The sequence below is a fragment of the Brevibacillus centrosporus genome, from assembly GCF_046622605.1.
Taxonomy (GTDB): domain Bacteria; phylum Bacillota; class Bacilli; order Brevibacillales; family Brevibacillaceae; genus Brevibacillus; species Brevibacillus centrosporus.
Genome location: NZ_CP176856.1, coordinates 1,710,584 through 1,733,382 on the forward strand (window position 1 = coordinate 1,710,584; position 22,799 = coordinate 1,733,382).

Sequence of the window (22,799 nt, forward strand, 5' to 3'; positions counted from 1 at the left end):
ATGAAAAATGGAGGTGTTTTTGAATGAAAAAACTGCGACTGATTACGTTGATGCTCGTTGCTGCAATGGGCTTGAGTGCTTGCGGTGCGGACACTTCCAAGGCACCAGAAGGGGTCAAGGATGTGCAAAAAGCGGCCTTTCCCGTTGGTAGTGATGTGATCATCAATGCAGACCATATGCCCGGGATGAAAGGGGCAAAAGGCAAGATCGTTGCTGCCTACGATACGACGGCCTATGCGGTTACTTACACGCCTACAACAGGTGGAGCGCCAGTGACCAACCATAAATGGATCATTCAAGAAGAAATCAAAAATCACAAAACAACCGCGTATAAGCCGGGAACAGAGGTCATTCTGAAAGCCGATCACGAAAAAGGAATGATGGATGCCTCCGCCAAAATCGAATCGGCAGAATCCACTACGGTCTACATGGTTGACTATACGCCAACGACTGGCGGCGGAGAAGTGAAGAACCACAAGTGGGTCATCGAGAGCGAGATTGCCAAGCCGTAGTGACCCTAAGCAGTGAAAATAGAATCGTGAGCAATAGCGGCAGTCTTGGACTTTTCTTCGGTCCGGGCTGCCGTTTCTTTTTGGGGGAAGAAAAGGCTGCTACCTCTTCAGTATAACCGCAGCGAAGACGCCAGCAATAAAACCCAACAAATGGTAAAGAAAGTGAAATAAGAGGTGAATATATTGAAGCTTACTATTCTGAATATTTAGTACAATGCAAGCGCACTGGCATTCATCCGTAGATTGAGGGGGTTTGTGCATGAAAGTTTCCAAATGGTTCTCGGCTGTACTGAGTCTGGCTCTGTCTGTGGGGCTAGTCGCCGGGTGTAGCCAGTCTGCAAGCAATCCGCCAGCTGCTAGCTCTGGTGGAGGCAATGGTCAAGCTGGGCAGACCGTTACACTGAAGATGGTGGAGAGTATCACGGGTCCACAGAGAACGGAGCTGCTCAAGGAATTGCTGGCACAGTTCGAGGCGAAAAATCCTGGCATCAAGGTCGATTTGATTTCCCCCCCCTTTTGAAGGGGCCGATCAGAAAATTACCCAGATGCTGATGGCCAAAGAAGAGCTCGATGTGCTGGAGGTGCGTGAGTTCAATGCGAAGCAGTTTTCCATGAACGGCTTTATTGAAAATCTGAAGCCGTACACGGACAAATGGACGAATTACGACCAGCTGACGGATATCGCCAAGCGACGGGCGACCTGGGTGGATAACACCCCGTACTACATTCCAAATGGCTTGTACCAGCGCGTGTTGTTTTATCGGACAGACTGGCTGAAAGAAGCGGGTCTGGAGGTGCCCAAAACGTGGGATGAACTGCTGGCTGCCGGAAAAAGCTGACAGACCCGGCTAAAAACCGCTACGGCTACAGCTTCCGCGGAGGACCGACTGGCTGGGATTATGCGCTGATCACCATCTGGGCGTATAACGGCAAAGAGGTCGATCCTGCTTCTGCTTTTTTCTTAAAGGACGGACGTACCGTGTTTGCGACTCCGGAATCTCTGCAAGCCATGAACTTCTATAAACAGCTCTATAAAGAGGCGTCGCCTGCCGATTCTGTCAGCTGGGGCTTCCAGGAGATGGTGCAGGGCTTCGTTTCAGGGTCGACCGCTATGCTGATTCAGGACCCGGACGTCATCGATGGAGCAAAAGAAAAAATGAAAGAGGGCACCTGGGCGACAGCTCCGCTTCCGATCGGACCGTCCGGAGTGGCGCAGCAGGTCGTCGGAGGTCCAGGCTGGGGGATGACAGCATACTCCAAGCACAAGGATGAGGCGTGGAAGTTGATCGAATTTCTCTCCGATCCCGAGCAAAGTACGACGTATGCCAAGCGGACCTCGGTCATTCCGGTCGTCAAAACAGCAGCCGAGGACGAGTTTTACAAGACAGGCTATTTCAAAGCCTTCATCGATATGAACGCACAAGCTGACGTTTTCATCGACGTTTCCAGACCGGTTGATTACAAGGGCTGGGGAGCATGGCAAAGCGCGGCCGACAAAGATATTCAGAGCTATTTGCTCGACAAGATCACGGCTGAAGACCTGCTGAAAAAATGGGATGAGTATTGGACAAAAGAAAAAGCAGAGCGGAAATAGGCGAAGGGAGGAAGTCCTAGGTGCAATCAGAGAAGCCCGTCGTCATGACGAATAAGCGGGCGGCTGCAGAGCGAAAAAAACCGTTTCGGCTGAAGGGAGAGGGCCAGTTCATTTTCTGGTGCCTCTTCCCGGCCCTGCTGTTCGTAGCTGTCTTTACGTACTATCCGCTCCTGCGTGGAGTCGTCATGTCCTTTCAAAACTACACCCTCTTTGATTTGTTGAACATACAATTCATCGGACTGGACAACTTTGTCAATGTCGTGACGAGCCCTGACTTCCCTCGAGTAGCGCTTAACAGCTTTTTCTGGGTCGTATGCTCGCTGTTTTTCCAGCTGCTTTTTGGATTGACTCTCGCCTTACTGATGCGGCGGAGGTTTCGTGGCAGAGGAATTTATCAGGCGCTTGTGTTTTTTCCTTGGGCGATGTCGGGGTTTTTGATCGGGCTGATCTGGCGCTGGATGTTTAATGCCCAGTTTGGGGTCATCAACGATCTGCTGATGAAAACGGGACTCATCGATGTCCCTATTCCTTTTTTGGCGGATGGAATCTGGGCGATGGCGGCCGTCATCATCGCGAACATCTGGTACGGAGTGGCTTTCTTCGCCATCATGATTTTGGCGGCGCTGCAATCGATCCCGGAAGAGCTGTACGAAGCAGCCGCGATGGATGGGGCCAGTCGTTTCCAGCAGCTGTGGAGAATCACACTGCCTTACATCCTGCCGACCATGCTGGTGACGATCCTTTTGCGCGTCATCTGGATCTTGAACTTCCCAGACATCATCTACGCGATGACAAACGGAGGACCAGCCGGATCTACGCATATTTTCGCCACGTTCATGATCGAGAAGGTCATTTTCGGACAGGACTACGGCCAGGCATCGGCTATTGGTGTCATCATCGTGCTGATTTTGCTGCTGTTCACGGTGTTTTACGTCAAGGCGACACGAGTGGAGAAGGGAGGTGACTTCTGATGGAGCGAGATAACGTTTGGTGGAAAACAGGCAGGGTCGTCGTGCTGGGAGGGTTCCTGGCATTCGCGATCTTCCCGCTGTATTGGATCGTCATTACTTCGCTCAAAGGACAGCAGGAGATTTTTGAGCTGCCCATACGCTATTGGCCGGAATCGGCTACGCTGCTCAACTACATTGAAATCTTTCGGATCTCTCACTTTCAGGTGTACATCTGGAACAGCTTCCTCGTATCGCTGGTTGCCTCCTCCGTGGTCGTCTTGATTGCGATGCTGGGCGGGTATGTGCTGGCGCGTTTCTCCTTCCGCGGCAAAAGACAGGTGATGCTCGGATTTTTACTCACCCAAATGATCCCGATGTTCATCGGTATGGCGCCCCTGTACGTGATGATGTCACGCATGCACATCCTTAACAGTCTGGTATCGCTGATGCTCGTCTACACGGTGATGCTGATCCCTTTTTGCACCATCATCATGTCCGGCTTTTTTCAGCGGATTCCAAACGCTTTGGAGGAAGCGGCGATGATAGATGGCTGCTCGCGAACTCATGCCTTGTTTCGGGTCATCGTACCCGTTATGCTGCCGGGCATTGCCGCGACCTTTATTTTCGCGTTTGTCCAATGCTGGAACGAGCTGATCATGGCGGTCTTGTTCATCGACGAGGAGTCCGTCAAGACGATCCCAGTCGCCATGAATGCTTTCATCAAAAAGTACGACATCGAGTGGGGGGCCATGTCGGCAGCCACCGTGCTGTCTGTGATCCCGACCATGCTGCTGTTCGCCTTTTGCGAGAAATACCTAGTGGAGGGGCTGACACAGGGGGCTGTAAAAGGGTAGGAACCGAAAAGAGCACAATCCTTTTCACAGAGGATGTGCTCTTTCTCATTTTCATACTGTTATTGGGCCAGCTCGATCCGAACGATGGTTTCTTTTTGAACCGGCTGTTTTTCCAGCTCGATAATACGCCAGTTTGGAGAAAGCGTAGAATGTACGTCAGCGAGTGCGTCATCCGTCAAACGGATTTGATCCAGCGCCGTTTCCTGTACCTGATAATCTGTTTCGGCAGTCAGTCCAAAGCGTTTGTTCAGCAGGAACTTGACACCGTTGATCGTCGTGAATTTGATTTGATAGCCCTCACGAATGGCTGTTTCCAATGTGAATGGATCTTGCTGGGCAAGCTCGAACAAATCGCTGAAATCGTAGCGGCCGCCCTCGACATCTGCGAAGGCATGACGATTGTCAGTACGCAGCTTGTGGATGATTTCTTCATCGACAAAACCGTTGGCACGAGCCGTCTCCAGCAGCATCATTTCCCATTGTGAAAGCTTGACGGTAGACATGAAAGCTCCTCCTCGCCTGTATGTAGTATGCATCATTGATCCGCCAGGAAACCCAGATACTTACTAGTATAAAGGAGTGCGAGGGGGAATCACAACTGACCTGCTGTATTTATTCCGACTTTTTTAGTTGGATAAGGAAAGGCTTTCGTTTCGCTTTGTTGTCGCTTCCTTGGAGGTCGTTGTCAATGTCACACCAGCAATAATCAGAAGCGCACCGAGGAGCTGTACTGACGTGACGGGCTTGGCAAGCAGGAAAAAACCGAAGAGCATGGCGATAAAAGGCTCCAGATTGGAGAACATCGCCGCTTTGGCGGCACCGACCTTTTGCAGCTGACTATTCCAGATCAAGGTGACGATCCCGTGCATGACGACAGCTGTCACGAATAACAGAAGCCACGAAGAAAGCTGAAGACTGACGGTCGCTGCAGGTGCGCTGATCAGAACGAACGGCAGCATCGAGCCAACCCCTATGAGATTGGATGCAAGAGTCGTGACGAGCGGCGGCAGTCGATGGCCAAGCAGTCGAACGAGGATAATCGAGATGGCAAAGGTGATCATCGTCAAAAAGATCCACAGGATGCCAGCGTCAAAATGCAGCTCGGCTCCGTTGTAGATGACGAACAGAACGCCTGCGGTACCGATGACAGAGCCGATCGCCATGCGCGGGGTCAGGGACTCCTTCAGAAATATTGCTGCCAACATTGCCGTGACGATTGGAGTCAAAGCCAATACAAGCGCAGAAGTGGTCGGATCAGCCGAGACAAGACCTTTGTAAAAGGACCACTGGTTGATGAAGACACCGACGATCCCGAGTGTGCCGAGCAGCAGCCAATCCGTCCGTGATAGAGTGGGCATCGAAAGGCGGCCGCGAGCCCAGATGAGCAAAAAGATCGTGATGAACAGCAAGCGCAAGGCGGATAAAAGCAAGGGGGAGAACTCTGAGACAAGCATTTTGCCGAACACAAAGTTGCTCCCCCATGCCGTGACGCAAAAGATGAGCAGAAGATAGGAGCGCAGCATGTGACATTCTTTCCTTCCGAAGTGCAGCTAAGTACGGGCTTTCGTGCGCATGTAGTGCTTGTGTACGCTGGCAATGCACAAATAAAGGAGCAGGACGAGGGCCGTGACAGACGACGCGATCCAGATCGCTTTCATGTTGTCCACGTACAGCCTGCTGATGTACCCGCTCGCAAGCCCGGCAATGGCACTGATGATGATGAAATTGCTCGCTCTGCCCCTCGTCAGGATGATGACGATCACGGGCAAGAACAGCGAGGCGTAAATAATGCCAAAGAAAAAGAGAAGGTCGAGCAGAGTCGGCGTAAAGTACAACGTCAGACAAAAGGAGACTGCACCAGTCACGATTGCGAGGGTGTAGCCGAGACGAATTTTTTGCCGCTCACTCGCTTCCGGTCGAAACAGCTGATAGACGTTGTTCACCATGAGGCTGATCATCGAGTGCAGCCCGGCTCCGAAGGCAGAGGTGATGGCGCCAAAGGAACAGAGCACGAAAAGCACGAGCAAAAACAGTGTATCGATCTTTCTGACAAGCTCAAACAACAGGGAAAAGATGTCATGAAAGCCGCCGGAAAACAGCACGATGAAGATCATGGCCGAAAAGGCGAGGGGGATTGTAGCAAAGATCAAGCCAGACAAGAGAAAGGTAGGGACGACTTTTTTCTCCTCCATCATATAGAGCCGCTGCCACGTCGCCTGATCGACGAATACCTGCCCGAAGCCGATCAGCACGCCTGTCACGATGAAGAGCATTCCCTCGTGATTGTTCAGCACTAACAGGTACGGATGATAGAGCCGCAAGCCGTTGAAGACGTGCTCGACCCCTTTTCCGATAAAAAAGTAAACCGGAATCAAGATCGCCGTGGCAAAGGTGATCACGATCTGCACATTCGCAAAACGATGAATGGTTCGAATGCCGCCAATACCTGCAAACAGGACACAGAAGACAAAAAAACAGAGCAGGCCCAGAGGGATCGGCAAGCCGAACAGGATGTTCAGCAGCACGCCGCCAGCCATGCCTTGGACAAACATGCCCTCGATGCTGGTGATGAGCAGAATAGCGATCATGGCCCAATAACCAAAGGGATGCAGCTTGCTGCGCATGTAGTCACCGATGGTCATTCCGCCAGCCAAATCACTGCGGACTTTGCGGCCGAGCCAGCCAAAGGCGATCAGGGCAAAAGCACCCATCAAAGAGAAGCCGATTCCACCGAACATGCCGTATTTGACCAATGCTTCCGGGGAGCCAAAGATGGTATTTCCCGTCACCCACCTGGCGAGGATGGAGACGACACCTAGTCCGATGCCGATATGAAAAGCGCCTAAGACGTACTCGCGAAAGGATTGGTAGGTCAAGATGCATTCCCCTTGTCCCGGTATTCTTTAGGCGTTTTCCCCACGACTTTGCGAAAAATTGTACTGAAGTAATGCTGGCTGTTAAAGCCTGTCCGTTCGGCTACCGTCGAGATGCTCCAGTCCGGATGGGCGAGCAGAAACTTTTTCGACATCTGAATCCGGTACTGCATCAAGTATTCGGAAAAGGAGACGCCAACCTCCTCGTGAAAACGCCGGCTGAGGTAGGTCGGGTTGATGTGCACCTCTGACGCAAGATCGGCCAGGTTGAGCTTCTCCGCAAATTTCTGGTGGATGATGTTCATCGCGTCTGTAATGATTCGCGTGTAGGCAGCCAGAGCAGGGCTTTTCTGATACTTTTGCAGGATCTCCACCAGCTCACTCTCGATGACCGGCTTGGTCAAATAGTCTTCCACGCCGAGTCGGATCGATTGCTTGGCGTAGTGAAAATCCTGATAGGCAGTGACAATGATCAGATCGATGTCACTATGCTGGGCACGCAGCTCTTCGCCTAAGGCGAGGCCGGATTTTCCAGGAAGATTGATATCCAGAAAGGCGAGATGAAGAGGCACCTTCTGGCTGATCGCCATGGCCTGACTACCATCCGCTGCCTTGTATAGATTCCACAAGGGAAACATGGGCTGAATCAGAAACTCGAGCTGATCCAGCTCCAACGGTTCATCATCCACTAACAGCACGTTCATCCTCTCACCTCACTCTCATAGGGGTCGCATAATACAAAAGGCCATACGACCAGCACCTGCGTTCCGCCTTCTTCTATAGGGGATAAAGACAGCTGGGCATGGTCCCCAAAGCATAAGTGCAGCCGTCGGCGGATGTTGTCCAAGCCGTGGCCGCTCTTTTCCAGCTGAGGTTCCTCTGTCGGGGGAGCCTCATGAGAGAGGTCTTCCATGCCCGAAGATCCGTTATCGATGACTTCGAGACGGACTTCTTCGTCTTCTGAGCTGATTCGGATCTCTAGAAGCGCCTCTCCCATTTTGCGCTCCAGTCCGTGCTTGAAAGCATTCTCGACTAAAGTCTGCAGGACGAACGGAGGGATGCAGGCAGATAACAGATCATCCGCGCAGTCGAGCTGGATGGAGAGGCGGCTGCCAAAACGCAGCTTCTGAATCTCCAAATATTGCTCGGTGTAGTCGATCTCTCTTTGCAGCGAGATGAGCGGCTCCGTCGACTTGTACTTGAATTTGAGAAACTGGGACAATACCTCGAGTGCACGCACCAGCTCGCGCGTCCGGTTCAGCCTGGCCAGACTGAGGATGACATTCAAGGTATTGAACAAAAAATGAGGCTGGATTTGCTGATTCAGCTGGTTGTACAAGGCTTGCTGCAGCTCTTTCTCCAGCTCGATTTTCACGTTTCGATTTTCCAACAGGTCGATCCGCTTCTCAAAAATAAACAGAAACAATAAAGCAATAGCTCCTATGATAGGAGCCAAAATGAAGAACAGAATGAGCAACGTGAAACCTTCAAAACTAATCATGAGATCCCTTCTGTACGATGATTTCTCACTTGATTTGCTACAGTCCATCATAGCATGAGGAAGGTGTTGCTTTTCATTTTTAACGTAAAAGAATATAAAAACATGAACGTTTTTATATTCTGGAGCGCATAACGAAGTACCTCAGCGTCCGCATCTGGCATTACGGCGGTGAAACTTTCCGATAAAACGCGGTCGCTCCTCCATGAACATGCCTCGGTAGAGGTTTTTTATCAATTTTAATGATTTATTGTTCAACGAGATGGCATGCGACCTGGTGTGTGGAATGCAGGCTCGTCAGGCCAGGTACTTCTGTCTTGCAGCGCTCAACCGCAAAAGGGCAGCGTGTGTGGAAACGGCAGCCCGTTGGCGGGTTGATCGGTGAAGGAACATCGCCGCGCAGGATGATTCGCTCCTGTTTCTTGGTCACATCTGGTACCGGTATCGCCGAAAGCAACGCTTGGGTGTACGGATGCTTCGGGCTGTCGAACAGCGATTTTTTATCCGCGATCTCTACGACTTTACCCAGATACATCACCATGACGCGATCGGAAATGTGACGCACGACACCGAGGTCATGGGAGATGAACAAATACGTCAGCTTGAACTGGCGCTGCAGACTTTTCAGCAGGTTCAGCACCTGCGCCTGGATGGAAACGTCCAAAGCAGAAACGGCCTCGTCACAGATGATCAGCTTGGGCTGCATCGCGAGGGCACGGGCGATCCCGATCCGCTGGCGCTGTCCGCCGGAGAATTCGTGCGGGAAACGGTCGATCTGATCCGGGCGAAGACCTACGTAGCTGAGCAGCTCGATGATGCGCTCACGGCGTTTGTTCGCAGGAATGACGTTTTGGATCGCCAAAGCTTCTCCAAGAATCTGGGAAACGGATTGCCTTGGATTGAGCGAAGCGAACGGGTCCTGGAAGATGACCTGCAGATCTTTTCGCATGTCGCGCATTTGCGATTTGGACATGGCGAGCAGGTCTTTTCCTTCGAACAATACAGAGCCACTCGTCGGTTCATCCAGGCGCAGAATCGCACGTCCCGTCGTGGATTTCCCGCAGCCGGATTCGCCAACGATGCTGAGCGTCTCGCCCTCAAAAATGGTGAAGCTGATATCGTCTACCGCTTTTACATGGTTGACAGTACGGCCAAAAATGCCGCCTTTGATCGGAAAGTGCTGCTTGAGATTGTTTACCTGAAGCAACGGTTTTTTCTCGTTTGGAGCGAGTCCAGTCATGTGTTATACCCCCGTTTCCGTAGCCATCTTCGTTTGTCCATCCCATTCCGGAGTGTACATCCAGCACCGTACCTGGCTGCCGTCTGCTTGCTCGAGAAGCTCAGGCAAGCGAGTCTCGCATAGCGGTGTCGCATGCGGACAACGAGGGGCAAAGCGGCAGCCCAGTGGCATGTTGAACGGGCTTGGAACATTCCCTTTGATCGCCTGCAGCTCTTCCACGTCTTCATCGAGGCGGGGGAGGGAGTTCATCAGGCCGATCGTATACGGGTGGCGAGGGCTTTCAAACAGGTTTTTCGCAGTGGTGTACTCCACGACTTTTCCTGCGTACATAACGGCCACGCGATCACACGTCTCCGCAACAACGCCGAGATCGTGGGTGATCATGATGATGCTCATGCCGAGCTCTATCTGCAGCTTTTTCATCAGCTCCAGGATTTGCGCCTGGATCGTTACATCCAGTGCAGTGGTAGGCTCGTCAGCGATGAGAATTTCCGGACGACAAGCGAGTGCCATGGCGATCATTACGCGCTGACGCATACCACCGGACAGCTCATGCGGCTCTTGTGTAGCCCGTTTTTCCGGTGAAGGGATCCCGACAAGCCTCAGCATTTCCACGGCTTTATCCCAAGCTTCCTTTCGTCCCATGTTCTGGTGCAGTCGCAATACCTCAGCGATTTGCTCACCCACGGTATATACCGGATTAAGCGAGGTCATCGGCTCCTGAAAAATCATCGAGATTTCGTTGCCGCGAATGGCACGCATTTCCGGCTCGGATCTTTTCAGCAGGTCTTGGCCTTTGAAAAGAATTTCTCCTCCTACAATTTTTCCCGGAGGACTGGCAATCAATCGCAAAATCGAAAGGGATGTGATACTTTTTCCACAGCCTGATTCGCCAACGAGACCGAGCGTCTCTCCCTTGTTCAGAGAGAAATCAACGCCATCGACGGCCTTGCTGACACCATCGTCTGTAAAGAAGTGCGTTTGCAGATTGCGAACGTCCAGGATTTTTTCTTGTTGTCCCGGCATGGTGCTCCCTCCTTAGTTCAAGTCAATTCGTTTATTGAAATAGCGATACAGGACATCGACGAGCAGGTTGACGAAAACGAAGATAATGGAGGCGATCAGGACGCCGCCCTGGACGACTGGCAGATCGCGCATGCGGATCGCGTCGACGATCAAACGACCCAAGCCGTTAATCGCAAAGACGGATTCGACGAGAACCGTACCGCCGAGCAGGTAACCGAATTGCAGACCGACTACAGTGATGATCGGGATGAGCGCGTTTTTCAGGGCGTGCTTGTAAACAATGACTGTCTCGCGCAGACCTTTTGCTTTCGCTGTACGAATGTAGTCTTGGCGAACGACATCCAGCATACTGGAGCGAGTCATCCGTGCCACGATAGCGGCTCCCCCTGCTCCGAGTGTGATAGCTGGCAGGATCACGTGCTTCCATGTACCCCAACCGGCTACAGGCAGAAGATGCAGTTTGACCGAGAAGTAGTAGATCAGGCTCAGACCGAGCCAAAAGCTTGGCAAGGATACCCCGAGCAGGGCGACGATCATGATCGTGATATCAGCAGCAGAGTATTGCTTGGTCGCGGAGATGATACCGGCGATCATACCGAGAACGATGGTGACAAAAATACTGGCGATGGCAAGCTCGATCGTAGCGGGCAGACGAGCCATGATCTCGTCAAACACGGGCAGATTCGAACGCAGAGAAGTTCCCAGATCACCAGCGAAAACATCTGTTACATAATGGAAGTACTGAACCATGACAGGCTGGTCAAGACCGAGCTGTGTGCGGATATTGGCAATCGTTTCTGCAGAAGCGCCTTCCCCTGCGAGCAGGACAGCAGGGTCACCAGGGACCATCTGCATGATCAGGAAAACGACCAGAATCACACCGAGCAGGACGGGAATCATCTGCAGCAAGCGACGTATCAAGTAGACGAACATTGAGCATTCCCTCCTATTGTTTCATCCGTGGGTCGAGAGCGTCCCGCAGGCCGTCTCCGAAGATGTTGAAGCCGAGAACAAGCGTCGAAATGGCAAGCCCAGGGAACATGGCGAGGTAAGGAGCCGTGAACAAAAAGTCGCGTCCGTTACTCAGCATGGCACCCCATTCCGGCAGGGGAGGCTGTGCACCCAAGCCGAGGAAGGAAAGTCCGGCTGCCGACAGAATCGCTGTTGCAAGGCGCATGGTTGCCTGAACGATAATCGGTGACAGAATGTTTGGAAAAATATGTTTGAAGATGATAGTGAAATCGCTGGCGCCCAGTGAGCGAATCGCATCGATGTACTCGAGCTTCTTCACGGTCAAGGTCGAACCGCGAACGATCCGGGCGAATACGGGAATGGAAAACACACCGACGGCGATCATCACGTTGAACAAGCTTGGTCCGAGTGCGCTTACAATTGCCAGAGAAAGCAGGATACCCGGGAATGCCAAGAGAACATCAATGACACGGGAGATAACCGTATCTACCCATTTGCCGTAGTAGCCAGCCAAGAGTCCGAGGATGATTCCAAAGAATGCTCCGATAAATACGGCGACAAAACCGACGGACATGGACAAGCGCGTGCCGTACAAGAGGCGGCTTAATACATCGCGGCCTTTGTCATCTGTTCCCATCCAATGTTCAGCGGATGGCGGCTTAAGCTTGCCCACCAGATCAATGGCATACGGATCATGTGGAGCGATGAGCGGTGCCAGCAGGGCGATCGCGATGTAGAACACAACGATAAAGCCGCCGACCATGGCAAGTTTGTTTTTGCGAAGCTTGCGATAAAAAGTGCGCCACCTGCCTGGGCGTGCAGCCGCAGTTTTGGGTGGAATGGCTTGATTGGTTGGCGTAGCGTACTCAACCTTCATGGTGCAACCCTCCTTTTGCTTAGTCCAAAGTTATCAGAAAAATGTATGAAGTAAAGGCAATTTGAACAACTCGTAAAAATAGTGAAAATAGACGTAAAGATTGTGCAAATCTAGTCTTTCCGCCTGCCTGATAATGGGGGAGAAAGGCTTGGAGAGAACCCAAAACAGAGAGGATGGATGGTGGATGGGCGTTACCTATTGGTTAACCAATGTTCGTTTAGAGACAGGCTATCGTCGGGATAACGGAGTCGTCAGCGGAACGGATGCTGCATTGTTTCACATTTTGATAAAAGACGGAAAATTTGCGCGGATCACGCCGGCGACAGAGGTGCTATCCGACGGAATCGACCAGCGCGATGCAGGCGGACTCTTGGCACTGCCTTCCTTTGTGGAGAAGCATGTGCATCTCGACAAGACGTTGCTGGGCGAAGAATGGCGTGCGGTGATTCCAGTCGCAAACATCATTGAGCGCTGCGAAATCGAAAAGCGTGTGCTTCCCGGATTGCCGACTACCACGCAGGAGCGTGCGGAAAACCTGCTCGCGGTACTGCTCTCGTACGGATCTACGCACGTACGCACACATGTAGACATTTATCCAGAGGTGGGCATTGCCAATCTGCTGGAGGTCCAAAAAGCACTTGAGACTTACAAGGACCGCGTCTCCCACGAGATCGTGGCATTTCCGCAGCATGGTCTCTTGCGTACAGGAGCAAAGGGCTTGCTGCGCGAGGCATTGGCGCAGGGAGCGACACATGTCGGGGGGGTAGACCCTGCGATGGTGGATGGCGATATCGAGGAATCACTGCATCAGATGATCGATCTGGCAGTAGAGGCAAATGCGGGAGTAGACCTGCATCTGCACGATCCGGGACACCTCGGAACGTTTACCATGAAGCGCTTGGCGGCGATGACCGTAGAGGCTGGCTTGCAAGGGAAGGTGGCGATCAGCCACGCATTTGCACTGGGTGACATTCCTGCGCCGGAAGCGGAAGAAATGGCGACGATTCTGAGTGAGGCAGGTATTACGATCATCACGAGCGTGCCTTACAGCCGCGTGATCCCGCCCGTTCCTTTGCTGCATCAAAACGGCGTCGACGTAGCCGTTGGTTGCGACAACATTTTCGATACATGGCAGCCGTACGGAAACGGGGATGTGCTGGAGCGTCTGTGGAGATTGGCTGAACGCTCCCGTTGGCTGGATGAGCTGTCCCTGTCCCAATCGCTGCGCTTTATTACAGGAGGCAAAACGACGCTGGACGCAAATGGTACACAGCTGTGGCCTGCAGTAGGTGGAGACGCCAGCCTAGTATTGGTTGAGGCGAGCTGCACCGCAGAAGCAGTGGCGCGTCGTGCGGACCGCAAAGCCGTATTCTTCAAGGGCAAACTGGCAGCTGGAGCCCTTGATGCTGTGAACGCTGAGGAGGCTTGATCGGACATGCCGTCCCCGTATTGGATTGTCAATGCTCGCTTGGAGTGCGGATACGAGAGAGAGCGAGGTGTGATCTGCGCGACCAAGACGGAGCTTTGCGATTTGCTGATTGAAAATGGAAAGATCAGCCGGATAGTGCCTTCCAGTGAGATTTTGGAGGATGGTCTGCCGAAAAAGGATGCCTGTGGACTGCTGATCCTGCCGTCGATGGCGGAGAAGCACATCCATTTGGAAAAGACCTACTACGGTGGACCTTGGAAGGCGACCACGCCGGTAAAAAACTTGTTTGAACGGCACGAGGAAGACAAGGGATTGTTACCTAGATACTTGCAGCAATCGCGACAGGGGGCGGAAAACATCCTGTCCTTGCTAGTAGAGACAGGAGTCACCCATGTACGCACGCATTGCCACGTTGACCCGCAGGTAGGGCTTGGTTTTTTGGAAGGCATGCTCGGAGCATTTGAAACCTACGCAGGAAGACTGTCGCATGAGATTGTAGCTTTTCCTCACTACGGCATGCTTCGTACAAACGCGGCAGACAGCGTGCGGGAAGCGCTCAGGAATGGGGCGACACACGTAGGCGGTGTCGATCCTGGCGGGGTAGACGGAAACATCGAGAAGTCGCTTGTGACCATGATGGAGCTGGCAGTTGAGGCCGATGCGGATATCGATATGCATTTGCATGACCCGGGCCATCTCGGAACATTTACCATCAAGCGCTTGGCGGCGCTGACAGAAGAAGCGGGCTGGCAGGGCCGCGTCACGGTCAGTCACGCGATGGGCCTGGGAGATGTGTCCGTAGAGGAAGCGCGGGACATGGCACAGCAGCTAGCAGCTCTGGGCATTTCGATCGCCTCTACCGTGCCGATCAATCGCCCTACGATTCCCATTCCTTTGCTGCAAGCTGCTGGAGTCGCCGTCTTGCTTGGCAACGACTCGTTGACGGATAACTGGACGCCTTTCGGATCAGGGGATCTTCTGGAAAAAGCGGGGCGCCTGGCGGAACGTTTTCGTCTGACGGATGAGCGCTCGTTGGGTGTCGCTCTCGGATATGTTACAGAGGGAAGAATTCCGCTTGACGAGGAGGGCAACCGGATTTGGCCGCTAGTAGGAGATGAGGCCAGCTTGATGGCAGTCGAGGCGACCTGCTCGGCAGAAGCGGTGGCGAGGAGAGCCCAACGCCGTGTCGTGCTGTACCAAGGAAATCGTATCTCCGGTGAGTGGTAGATAGATCATCATACAAAGAAAGGGTGTCAGGATAGATGTCTACAGGCTATTGGATCACCAACGTCCGCTTGGAGAGCGGATACCGCAAGGAAAATGACAAGATTGTGGCTACGGAAACACAGGTCGCACATCTTTTGATCGAAGACGGCAAAATCGCGCAAATCGCATACGGAGCATTGCCGCAGACGGAGCTCGCGAAGCAGGACGCTGCTGGACTTCTGGCTTTGCCCAGCTTCCGCGATATGCACATCCACATCGACAAGACCTATTATGGCGGCCCGTGGAAAGCAGTAACGCCGATCAAGACCATTTTGGATCGCCTGTCGGAAGAAGCTACCCTCATGACGCAGCTCTTGCCGACAGCACAGGAACGCGCGGAGAAAATGCTCGCTCTCTTGCTCTCTTCGGGAACGACGCATGTTCGCTCGCACTGCAACATCGATCCATATATCGGACTGAAAAACCTGGAGGCAACGCTGGCTGCGATCGAGACCTTCAAAGGCAAGCTCAGCTGCGAGATCGTGGCATTCCCGCAGCAAGGGCTTTTGCGCAGCAACCAGGTGGAGAACATCCGCGAGGCATTGAAAATGGGCGCGACTTACGTTGGCGGTGTCGACCCAGCTAATGTGGATCAGAACATCGAGAAGTCGCTCTCAACTGTGTTTGAACTGGCCGTTGAGGCGGATGCGCCAATCGATTTGCATCTGCACGATCCTGATTACTTGGGGATTTTTACATTCAAGCGTCTGGCAAAAATGACGGAGGACGCGGGATGGAAAGGAAGAGTCACGATCAGCCACGCCAACTCATTGGGAGACATCAGCCTGGCAGAAGCAGCAGAGGTAGCGGAAATGCTGGCAGAGCAAGGCATCTCCATCACCAGCACGGTTCCCGTAATCAAACCGACCATCCCGATCCCCTTGCTGCATGAAAAAGGTGTGTCGGTTTCTCTTGGGGACGACAGCATCACAGACCACTGGTCGCCATTTGGCCAAGGGGACAGCTTGGAGAAAGCAGGCCGCCTCGCAGAGCGATTCCGCATGCAGGACGAGCGATCTCTCTCGCAAGCGCTGGGCTTTATCACGGGCCACAAGACGCCTTTGGACAAAGAAGGCAACCGTCAATGGCCAAACGTTGGTGACGATGCCGACATCGTCTTCCTCCATGCAGCATCTGCGGGAGAAGCAGTGGCACGTCGCTCCAAGCGCCAAGCTGTGATGTTTAAAGGTAAGGTCGTTCACGGTTCTTTGTAAGCAGCTGTTTAGAAAGCGTTAAAATAAGAGAGATGGGTGTCTCCAGAAGCAGTGGAAGCTGCTGAAGAGGCACCCTTTAGATTTTTACATGAGATTGCATATCTTCTCCAAAACAGTAACTTTATGTTTGCTGTAACCGTCTAATAATAGATAGGGAAAAGACAACGAGAGGGGACAGAGCGGATCACCATGGATGTGGTATGGAAATGGGGTAGTGTTTTCGGAACGAGCATGCTGGAACTGTGGGCAGCCATTCCGCTTGGTTTTGCCCTGCAGCTTCCCGCGGTAGTAACCGGCATCCTCAGTGCTATCGGAGCGATTGCGAGTGCCGGCATTGTCATCTTCTTGGGAGGATCACTTCGCAGCTGGCTAATCAAGCGTTTTGAGAAAAAAGGAAAAAGGCAAGGGCGGATGGTTCGCATTTGGGACAAATATGGAGTGATCGGACTTGGATTAGCTTCGCCGTTGATCACGGGTGCCCCACTGGGAGCGGCGATTGGGATATCGCTCGGTGCCCCGACAGGTAAGCTAATGTGGTGGATGTCGGTTGGCATTGTGATCTGGAGTGTAATCCTAACCGCTGCTGTATCCTTTGGCTTTCTCCAATTTTTTCAGTAATCGTGTACAAGAAACACAAAAACCCGCTCATGCGGGTTTTTCTCCTGCTGAAAACAGGGAGCGCTATATACATACGTTCTTCTGCCAATTTACGGAGTCTCTATGTTCCCCCTTGTTTCAAGGGAGGAGCCCGTGTTATCGTGGTCGCTCCGATTTTTTAGCTAATTCTGCCCAACTCGTATAGTCGTGAACAGCAAATCCTGCAAAGCTTGAAAAGCTAGAAAGCTGCTCCCTTGCAATTTGCAGCTCGGATTCCATCGCTCCTGTACTTAATTCATAAAACGAAGTGAAATCGCCTTCCGAATTCGGGGCTGTTTCCACTGCAATAATCACTTTCCTTTTGAGGGTGTGTGCTTCTCTCAGGATGGCATTGGCGTTGGCAACGATCCCATCTCTCCCTAAAGCCGTGTTCCGATAATCCATAATGACGAGTGTATCGGCTTTCTCCAGCAGCCATGCGCTAAAGCTGTAGCTGGAGTCGGGGACTTTAACCATGGGAAGCCAGAAAGGGACATCCAGGGTCAGCTTCATGCTGCTTGCTTTTGCCTCCCGCTCAATCAAACGCATATTGTCCATCCACTGCAGGGCGACCTGCTGCTGGTTCGTCTTCCATTCAGGCAGCAAATAAGGCTCAATATCGAAGTGAAGACCTGCGAATTGCGCCTCTGGTTCCACGCTTTCATTAAAGGCTTTTACCCAGGAAATGAATGTGCGGATCTGGCCTTGATATTCGGGAAGAGCCCACTGCGGCCGCCCTGCGAGTGCTTCTACTTCAATCTGCTTTTCCTTTGCCTGTCGAATGAATTGCTCGTAGTAGGAGGAAGGTACACTTTTATCAAATTGAAGGTAGAGCGAGGTCACTTGATTTTCGCTGGCAAACGCCAAAATCTTATCCGGCTCTGTTTGGATGAGTGTAGCATCCCAAATCCACGTTCCTTGCTGAAAGTGCGTCGTCACGTTAACCAGATTACGCTCGGCTTCCCAAGTGATTCCGGCGCCAAGGGCTTCGCCAATGAAGCGAAGAGGTACCATCGTGCGGCCGTTCCTAATCATCGCAGGGGCATCTAATGCGACGGATTTCCCATTCACCAGAGCATGATTTTGATCAATCGAGAGCAGGATCGTGGTGTCATTTTTCTTGAGGGTTACTTGCTTCGACTGCTCATTCCATTTCACACTCAGTCCAAGCGCTTCCGCCAGAAACCGCGCTGGAACCATCGTCCGATCCGTCCCCGGTTCAACAAAAGGAACGGCATCGGGAAATGTTACCGTCTCTCCATTTACCGCGATTAGAACTGGGGAAGCGGAGAAAGCTGGCATAGAGTTAACCGTACCGAGCAGGGCAACCAGCATGAAGGCTAACACGAGTTTATACTTCATAGATAGGAACCTCGTATCTTCCAATTTGCTCGCTCACCTACAATCTGCGCAGGAAGCGTCCCTTAATTGTACGATAATCCACACGTCATCCGCCTGATTACAAGGTTGCCCATCCGCTTCGTACTTCGGACCTGATTTGTACTCAGTTTTGAAAGAGAAGCAGGAAATGGATAGTCGCAAGAAGTCCCATGGGGTAAATTATGGTTCTCGAAAAGGTATTTTTAAGTCCATTACGGGGGTGCTTTTCAAAAAATAGGTGTAGGATCGCATGTATGATAAAGAATGAATCTAGGACCCAAAAAGTAACCGTCTGATATTTACTAAAAAGGAAACAGAGAATGATTGTGTAAAGCGGAAGGTGAATAAACGTGAAGACTCGATAAGCTTTAGATTCTTCCATATCCTTTAGCACGATAAACAATTTCCACTCAGACCGTCTAATCGCATCCATTTCGTGCAGGAGAAATAGAGAAAAGTTAAACAAGAAAAACACCAGCAAGAAACTAGGCATTGACAAACCTCCTACCATTTTCTTACTAGATGGTACTAAACTTCCATAAATAAAGAGGTCAAATAGAAAATTGATCACAACATTATCACATTTTGGGAAACCTGTGTCCGGATGACGAGGCTGCTCGGGAAGCCAGACGCCAAAAAAAAGCGGCAGCCTTGTGCCCCAATAGGCTCCAAAGCTGCCGCTACCAAGCCAAAGCAATCGAAAAAAAAGCAACGCCAGAGAAGAATTTTTCCAGGCGGAGCGACTGTGGAGTCCGGCCCAGCGGAGCGACGGCTGGCGGGCAAAAGAAACGCAACCTGTAAACGCAGCGAAGCGGCTACCCCTTTTGCGTATCCCCGCCAGACGTTGCGCAGCGACCAGTGAATCCCCCAGCGGGACGGAGCCTGGAGCGAAGAATGGAAAAATTCTTCTCCCCCCGGAAGCCGCCTTTCAGAAAAAAGCGCCCCCCTGAACCCGCCCTCACAATGCTACCAAGCCAAAGCAATCGAAAAAAAGCAACGCCAGAGAAGAATTTTTCCAGGCGGAGCGACTGTGGAGTCCAGCCCAGCGGAGCGACGGCTGGCGGGCAATAAGAAACGCAACCTGTAAACGCAACGAAGCGGCTACCCCTTTTGCGTTTCCCCGCCAGACGTTGCGCAGCGACCAGTGAATCCCCCAGCAGGACGGAGCATGGAGCGAAGAATGGAAAAATTCTTCTCCCCCGCGGAAGCCACATTTCAGAAAAAAGCGCCCCCCTGAACGCGCCCTCACAATGCTACCAAGCCCAAGCTATCGAAAAAAAGCAACGCCAGAGAAGAATTTTTCCAGGCGGAGCGACTGTGGAGTCCAGCCCAGCGGAGCGACGGTTGGCGGGCAAAAGAAACGCAACCTGTAAAAACGACGAAGCGGCTACCGCTTTTGCGTTTCCCCGCCAGACGTTGCGCAGCGACCAGTGAAACCCCCAGCGGGACGGAGCCCGGAGCGAAGAATGGAAAAATTCTTCTCGCCCCGGAAGCAACTTTTTAAGATAGCTCCCCCAAAACGATACACCCCTTAAACATAACAGCTGGACGACGAGAACGTCTCGCCACGGCTTCTGCCGAGCAGCTCGCTTCAGCAAAAACGATGTTTGCTTCGTCCCCAACCTTTGGCCAGAGACGATTTCCTTCTTTGTCCAATGTCGTTTTTCCACCGGTAATGAAGAACAGCGACTGAACAAGAGAACGCTCATCTACCCAACGGTATCGCTCCACAAGACGGTTCAGCTTCTCCAGCATGTCCCCGGTGCCATAAGGAGACCAGGAATCGTAGAAGCCATCGTAGCCAAGAGCGACGCGAACGCCTTTTTCATGCAGGATGGGTACAGGCGGCATCGGACGATTAATCGGAACCGTCGTCATAATCTGCACACCATTTTGGGCGAGACGGTCTGCCATTTCCGCGCTTTCCTCAGGGGAGACATCACCCAGGGCAAAAGCGTGACTAATCGCCATCCGGTTTTGCCAGCCAGCTTCTTCTGTCAGATCCATGATACGCTTGATTGTATAGAAGCCAAGTGTACCGGGATCGTGCAGGTGGATATCGACATCTGCATTGGCTTCAAGCGCGATGTCCATCATTTCGCGCAGGGAGCCTTCCAGCTCGTTATCGATGCCAGCAGGATCCAATCCGCCGACGTGGGTTGCCCCTTCGCGCATAGCCTGTCTCATGAGATCGCTAGCCTTCGTACGAAGCAGGCCTTGCTGCGGGAACGCCACGATTTCGTAGGTCATTTTGTCGCTGTAGGATTCGAGGGCTTTACGTACACCCTCGAGGTTTTTCAGCCCGATAAACGGATCGATATTGACATGCGTCCGCACATGAGTTGCGCCGCCCGCGAGCAGCCAGGAGAGCATGGCTTGTGCACGCTGCTTGGTCGTACCCGAGATCAGCGGCATTTCCTTTTCTTCAAACTGCAGACGATCGATGAGCTTTTTCGGAGGCAGACATGATTTCCAGGCTGCACCGGCATACGTTTTATCCAGATGATTATGCTTTTCTACAAATGAGGGGAGTGCCAAAAGCCCTTTTGCATCTTGGATCGGCAGCGTTGTGTCCAAAGGCTGCTCCGCCGACTCGATTCGCGCAATTCGTCCGTCTTCAACGAGCAAGTGAGACAGCTCCGTGAGCGTGTGGTCGACCCCATCGTCTCCCGTTTCAAAACCGCTGTCCAGGCGTACATTCGTTAACCAAAAAGCATTCGTCATGCAATGATCCGTCCCTTCGCATTCATCTCTATCCATAATCTCTCTTAGAGGAAACTCCTCACTAGTAAATTGTACGGAATATTTCGAACATCTAGGTTCAGGTTCTTTACTTTTTTTTGCATGATCTTTACGTATTGGGGGAAAGGTCGCTATTTTCGCGAAGGAGTAAAGATTGTGCAAATACAGGTAAAGCGAATGAAACACAGTTGCCAGAATATTTTATACGATAGCCTGAGGTAGGTCTGGACACATCGCTGGGAGAAAATACGAGGGGGAATCGCAGGATGAAAACGAAAGTCACAGCCAAATACGTGATCGGCTTTGATGGGGACGACCACATCATCATCCGCAATGGAGAAGTGGTATACGAGAATGACACGATTTTGTATGTGGGCCAAAAATACGAGGGACATGCCGATGAAGTGATTGACGCAGGAAACGCGGTGATCAGCCCGGGATTTATCGATTTGAATGCCTTAGGCGACATTGATCATGATATCGTGCATTTGGAGGTACCTGCCAGCCGATCGAAAAATCTGCTCTGGTCCGAGCAGTATTACGAGAGTGGCTACCATGAAGTCATGACTCCGGAAGAAGAGGCGTTCAAATCCTTATATGCCTACAGCCAGCTGATCTTAAATGGCGTGACGACTGCGATGCCGATCACATCCGTCTTTTACAAGCGTTGGGCGGAAACGTACGAGGAGCTGGCGGCAGCAGCCAATCATGCAGGTCGCTTGGGTCTGCGGATGTACATGGGGCCAAGCTATCAGTCGGGGATGCGTGTGGTCAAAGAAAACGGAGAAATCGAGGTACTGTGGAACGAAGAAGAAGGTCGTGCTGGACTTGAGCGCGCCGTTCAGTTCGTCAAAGATTTCGATGGAGCGCATAACGGCCTAATCCGGGGAATGCTCGCACCAGAGCGCATCGAGACGCAGACACCGGAAAACCTGATCCAAACAAAACGATACAGTGAAGAGCTGGGCTGTCCGATTCGTCTGCACGCAGCACAGGGCAGCTTTGAATACAGCGAGATGCACCGCCGTCACAACATGTCACCTGTTCAGTTCCTGCACAGCATCGGTTTCCTGGGGGAGCGTACGGCCATTCCGCACGCTCACTACGTTCCAGGGTACAGTGGCGCGACGATCGGAGAAGGGGACGACCTCGCGATTTTACAGGAGACGGGTACGACCGTCATTCATTGCCCACTGGTAATTGGACGTCACGGAGATGCGCTGGAGACTTTTGCGCGCTACAAGCGTCGTGGTATCAACATCGCGATCGGTACGGACACCTTCCCGCCAGACTTTATTCAAAACATCCGTACGGCAAGCATGTTCTCCCGCCTTCTGGAGAGAGATGTCACCGATTCGTCTTACGCAGATATTTTCCGTGCAGCTACTTTGGGGGGAGCTCGCTTCCTCGGCAGAGAGGATCTTGGTAGACTGGCGCCGGGAGCAAAAGCGGATTTGATCGCAATCGACCTGGACGGCTTCCACTTGGGACCAATCGAAGACCCGATTCGCACACTGATCATGTCGGGCTCAGGCCGCGACGTCAAGCTGTCGATCATTAATGGACGTGTCGTCATGAAGGACCGCCTGATTCCAGGGCTCGATCTGGAGGAAATCAAGGCAAGAGGACAGCGCTACTTTGAAAAAATGAAACTGGGCTACGTTGAGAGAGACTACCAGCAGCTCGGTGAAGAGGAGCTGTTTATGCCTTCGTTTCGCGTTCAAAAGTAGGAAGCC

General features: G+C 52.3%; 21 protein-coding genes and 1 pseudogene. 10 read left to right on the forward strand and 12 right to left on the reverse strand.

Features of this window, described 5'->3' with window-relative positions; genetic code table 11:
* Positions 1–23 precede the first annotated feature (23 nt).
* From ACLIN2_RS08915 to ACLIN2_RS08935, 5 genes and pseudogenes are all read left to right on the forward strand, one after another.
* Positions 24–512, forward strand: a complete 489-nt coding sequence (locus tag ACLIN2_RS08915) for a YdhK family protein (RefSeq protein ID WP_327932029.1) — start codon at positions 24–26, stop codon at positions 510–512.
* A gap of 259 nt (positions 513–771) precedes the next feature.
* On the forward strand, positions 772–1,032 hold the full coding sequence (locus tag ACLIN2_RS08920) for a hypothetical protein (protein WP_411503838.1): 261 nt from the start codon (positions 772–774) through the stop codon (positions 1,030–1,032).
* Positions 1,033–1,084: 52 nt separating this feature from the next.
* Positions 1,085–2,106 (forward strand): annotated as a pseudogene (locus tag ACLIN2_RS08925) (ABC transporter substrate-binding protein).
* A 44-nt stretch (positions 2,107–2,150) separates the two neighbouring features.
* Entirely contained in the window at positions 2,151–3,077 is a 927-nt protein-coding gene (locus tag ACLIN2_RS08930; protein WP_411504526.1) for a carbohydrate ABC transporter permease, read from the forward strand.
* Positions 3,077–3,910, forward strand: a complete 834-nt coding sequence (locus ACLIN2_RS08935; protein WP_411503839.1) for a carbohydrate ABC transporter permease — start codon at positions 3,077–3,079, stop codon at positions 3,908–3,910. Before ACLIN2_RS08930 ends, ACLIN2_RS08935 begins: the two co-directional genes overlap by 1 nt.
* Before the next feature lie 59 nt (positions 3,911–3,969).
* On the opposite strand, the gene ACLIN2_RS08940 is transcribed toward ACLIN2_RS08935, so the two are convergent.
* From ACLIN2_RS08940 to nikC, 9 genes are all read right to left on the reverse strand, one after another.
* Entirely contained in the window at positions 3,970–4,413 is a 444-nt protein-coding gene (locus ACLIN2_RS08940; protein WP_411503840.1) for a hypothetical protein, read from the reverse strand.
* A gap of 123 nt (positions 4,414–4,536) precedes the next feature.
* Positions 4,537–5,433 (reverse strand): DMT family transporter, encoded by an 897-nt coding sequence (locus tag ACLIN2_RS08945; protein ID WP_411503841.1) that lies wholly within the window; start codon positions 5,431–5,433, stop codon positions 4,537–4,539.
* Between the two features lie 27 nt (positions 5,434–5,460).
* Positions 5,461–6,786 carry a sodium:solute symporter family transporter gene (locus ACLIN2_RS08950; protein ID WP_411503842.1) on the reverse strand — a complete coding sequence of 442 codons (1,326 nt, stop codon included), beginning with the start codon at positions 6,784–6,786 and terminating at the stop codon, positions 5,461–5,463.
* A complete protein-coding gene (locus ACLIN2_RS08955; RefSeq protein ID WP_411503843.1) occupies positions 6,783–7,487 on the reverse strand; it encodes a response regulator transcription factor in 705 nt (234 codons plus the stop codon). The genes ACLIN2_RS08950 and ACLIN2_RS08955 overlap by 4 nt, the downstream gene beginning before the upstream one ends.
* Positions 7,484–8,284, reverse strand: a complete 801-nt coding sequence (locus tag ACLIN2_RS08960; RefSeq protein WP_411503844.1) for a sensor histidine kinase — start codon at positions 8,282–8,284, stop codon at positions 7,484–7,486. Before ACLIN2_RS08960 ends, ACLIN2_RS08955 begins: the two co-directional genes overlap by 4 nt.
* A gap of 244 nt (positions 8,285–8,528) precedes the next feature.
* Positions 8,529–9,521: an ABC transporter ATP-binding protein gene (locus ACLIN2_RS08965; RefSeq protein ID WP_411503845.1), complete on the reverse strand. Its 993-nt coding sequence runs from the start codon at positions 9,519–9,521 to the stop codon at positions 8,529–8,531.
* A gap of 3 nt (positions 9,522–9,524) precedes the next feature.
* Positions 9,525–10,547, reverse strand: a complete 1,023-nt coding sequence (locus ACLIN2_RS08970; protein ID WP_411503846.1) for an ABC transporter ATP-binding protein — start codon at positions 10,545–10,547, stop codon at positions 9,525–9,527.
* A gap of 12 nt (positions 10,548–10,559) precedes the next feature.
* Entirely contained in the window at positions 10,560–11,480 is a 921-nt protein-coding gene (gene nikB, locus ACLIN2_RS08975) for a nickel ABC transporter permease (RefSeq protein WP_400582280.1), read from the reverse strand.
* Positions 11,481–11,493: 13 nt separating this feature from the next.
* Positions 11,494–12,396: a nickel transporter permease gene (gene nikC / locus ACLIN2_RS08980; RefSeq protein WP_122924576.1), complete on the reverse strand. Its 903-nt coding sequence runs from the start codon at positions 12,394–12,396 to the stop codon at positions 11,494–11,496.
* 184 nt (positions 12,397–12,580) lie between these two features.
* On the opposite strand from nikC, the gene ACLIN2_RS08985 reads away from it, so the two are divergent.
* The 4 genes from ACLIN2_RS08985 to ACLIN2_RS09000 all read left to right on the forward strand — a co-directional run bounded on the left by ACLIN2_RS08985 (position 12,581) and on the right by ACLIN2_RS09000 (position 16,923).
* Positions 12,581–13,825 carry an amidohydrolase gene (locus ACLIN2_RS08985; RefSeq protein ID WP_411504527.1) on the forward strand — a complete coding sequence of 415 codons (1,245 nt, stop codon included), beginning with the start codon at positions 12,581–12,583 and terminating at the stop codon, positions 13,823–13,825.
* 6 nt (positions 13,826–13,831) lie between these two features.
* A complete protein-coding gene (locus ACLIN2_RS08990) occupies positions 13,832–15,052 on the forward strand; it encodes an amidohydrolase (protein WP_411503847.1) in 1,221 nt (406 codons plus the stop codon).
* A gap of 35 nt (positions 15,053–15,087) precedes the next feature.
* Entirely contained in the window at positions 15,088–16,305 is a 1,218-nt protein-coding gene (locus ACLIN2_RS08995) for an amidohydrolase family protein (RefSeq protein WP_411503848.1), read from the forward strand.
* A 189-nt stretch (positions 16,306–16,494) separates the two neighbouring features.
* Positions 16,495–16,923, forward strand: a complete 429-nt coding sequence (locus ACLIN2_RS09000; protein WP_310236613.1) for a small multi-drug export protein — start codon at positions 16,495–16,497, stop codon at positions 16,921–16,923.
* A gap of 135 nt (positions 16,924–17,058) precedes the next feature.
* Here ACLIN2_RS09000 and ACLIN2_RS09005 read toward each other — a convergent pair whose 3' ends face one another.
* From ACLIN2_RS09005 to ACLIN2_RS09015, 3 genes are all read right to left on the reverse strand, one after another.
* A complete protein-coding gene (locus tag ACLIN2_RS09005; protein ID WP_411503849.1) occupies positions 17,059–18,303 on the reverse strand; it encodes a copper amine oxidase N-terminal domain-containing protein in 1,245 nt (414 codons plus the stop codon).
* 142 nt (positions 18,304–18,445) lie between these two features.
* Positions 18,446–18,832 (reverse strand): DUF6713 family protein, encoded by a 387-nt coding sequence (locus ACLIN2_RS09010; RefSeq protein ID WP_411504528.1) that lies wholly within the window; start codon positions 18,830–18,832, stop codon positions 18,446–18,448.
* Between the two features lie 989 nt (positions 18,833–19,821).
* Positions 19,822–21,045, reverse strand: a complete 1,224-nt coding sequence (locus tag ACLIN2_RS09015) for an amidohydrolase family protein (protein ID WP_411503850.1) — start codon at positions 21,043–21,045, stop codon at positions 19,822–19,824.
* A gap of 284 nt (positions 21,046–21,329) precedes the next feature.
* On the opposite strand from ACLIN2_RS09015, the gene ACLIN2_RS09020 reads away from it, so the two are divergent.
* Entirely contained in the window at positions 21,330–22,793 is a 1,464-nt protein-coding gene (locus tag ACLIN2_RS09020) for an amidohydrolase family protein (protein ID WP_411503851.1), read from the forward strand.
* Positions 22,794–22,799 lie beyond the last annotated feature (6 nt).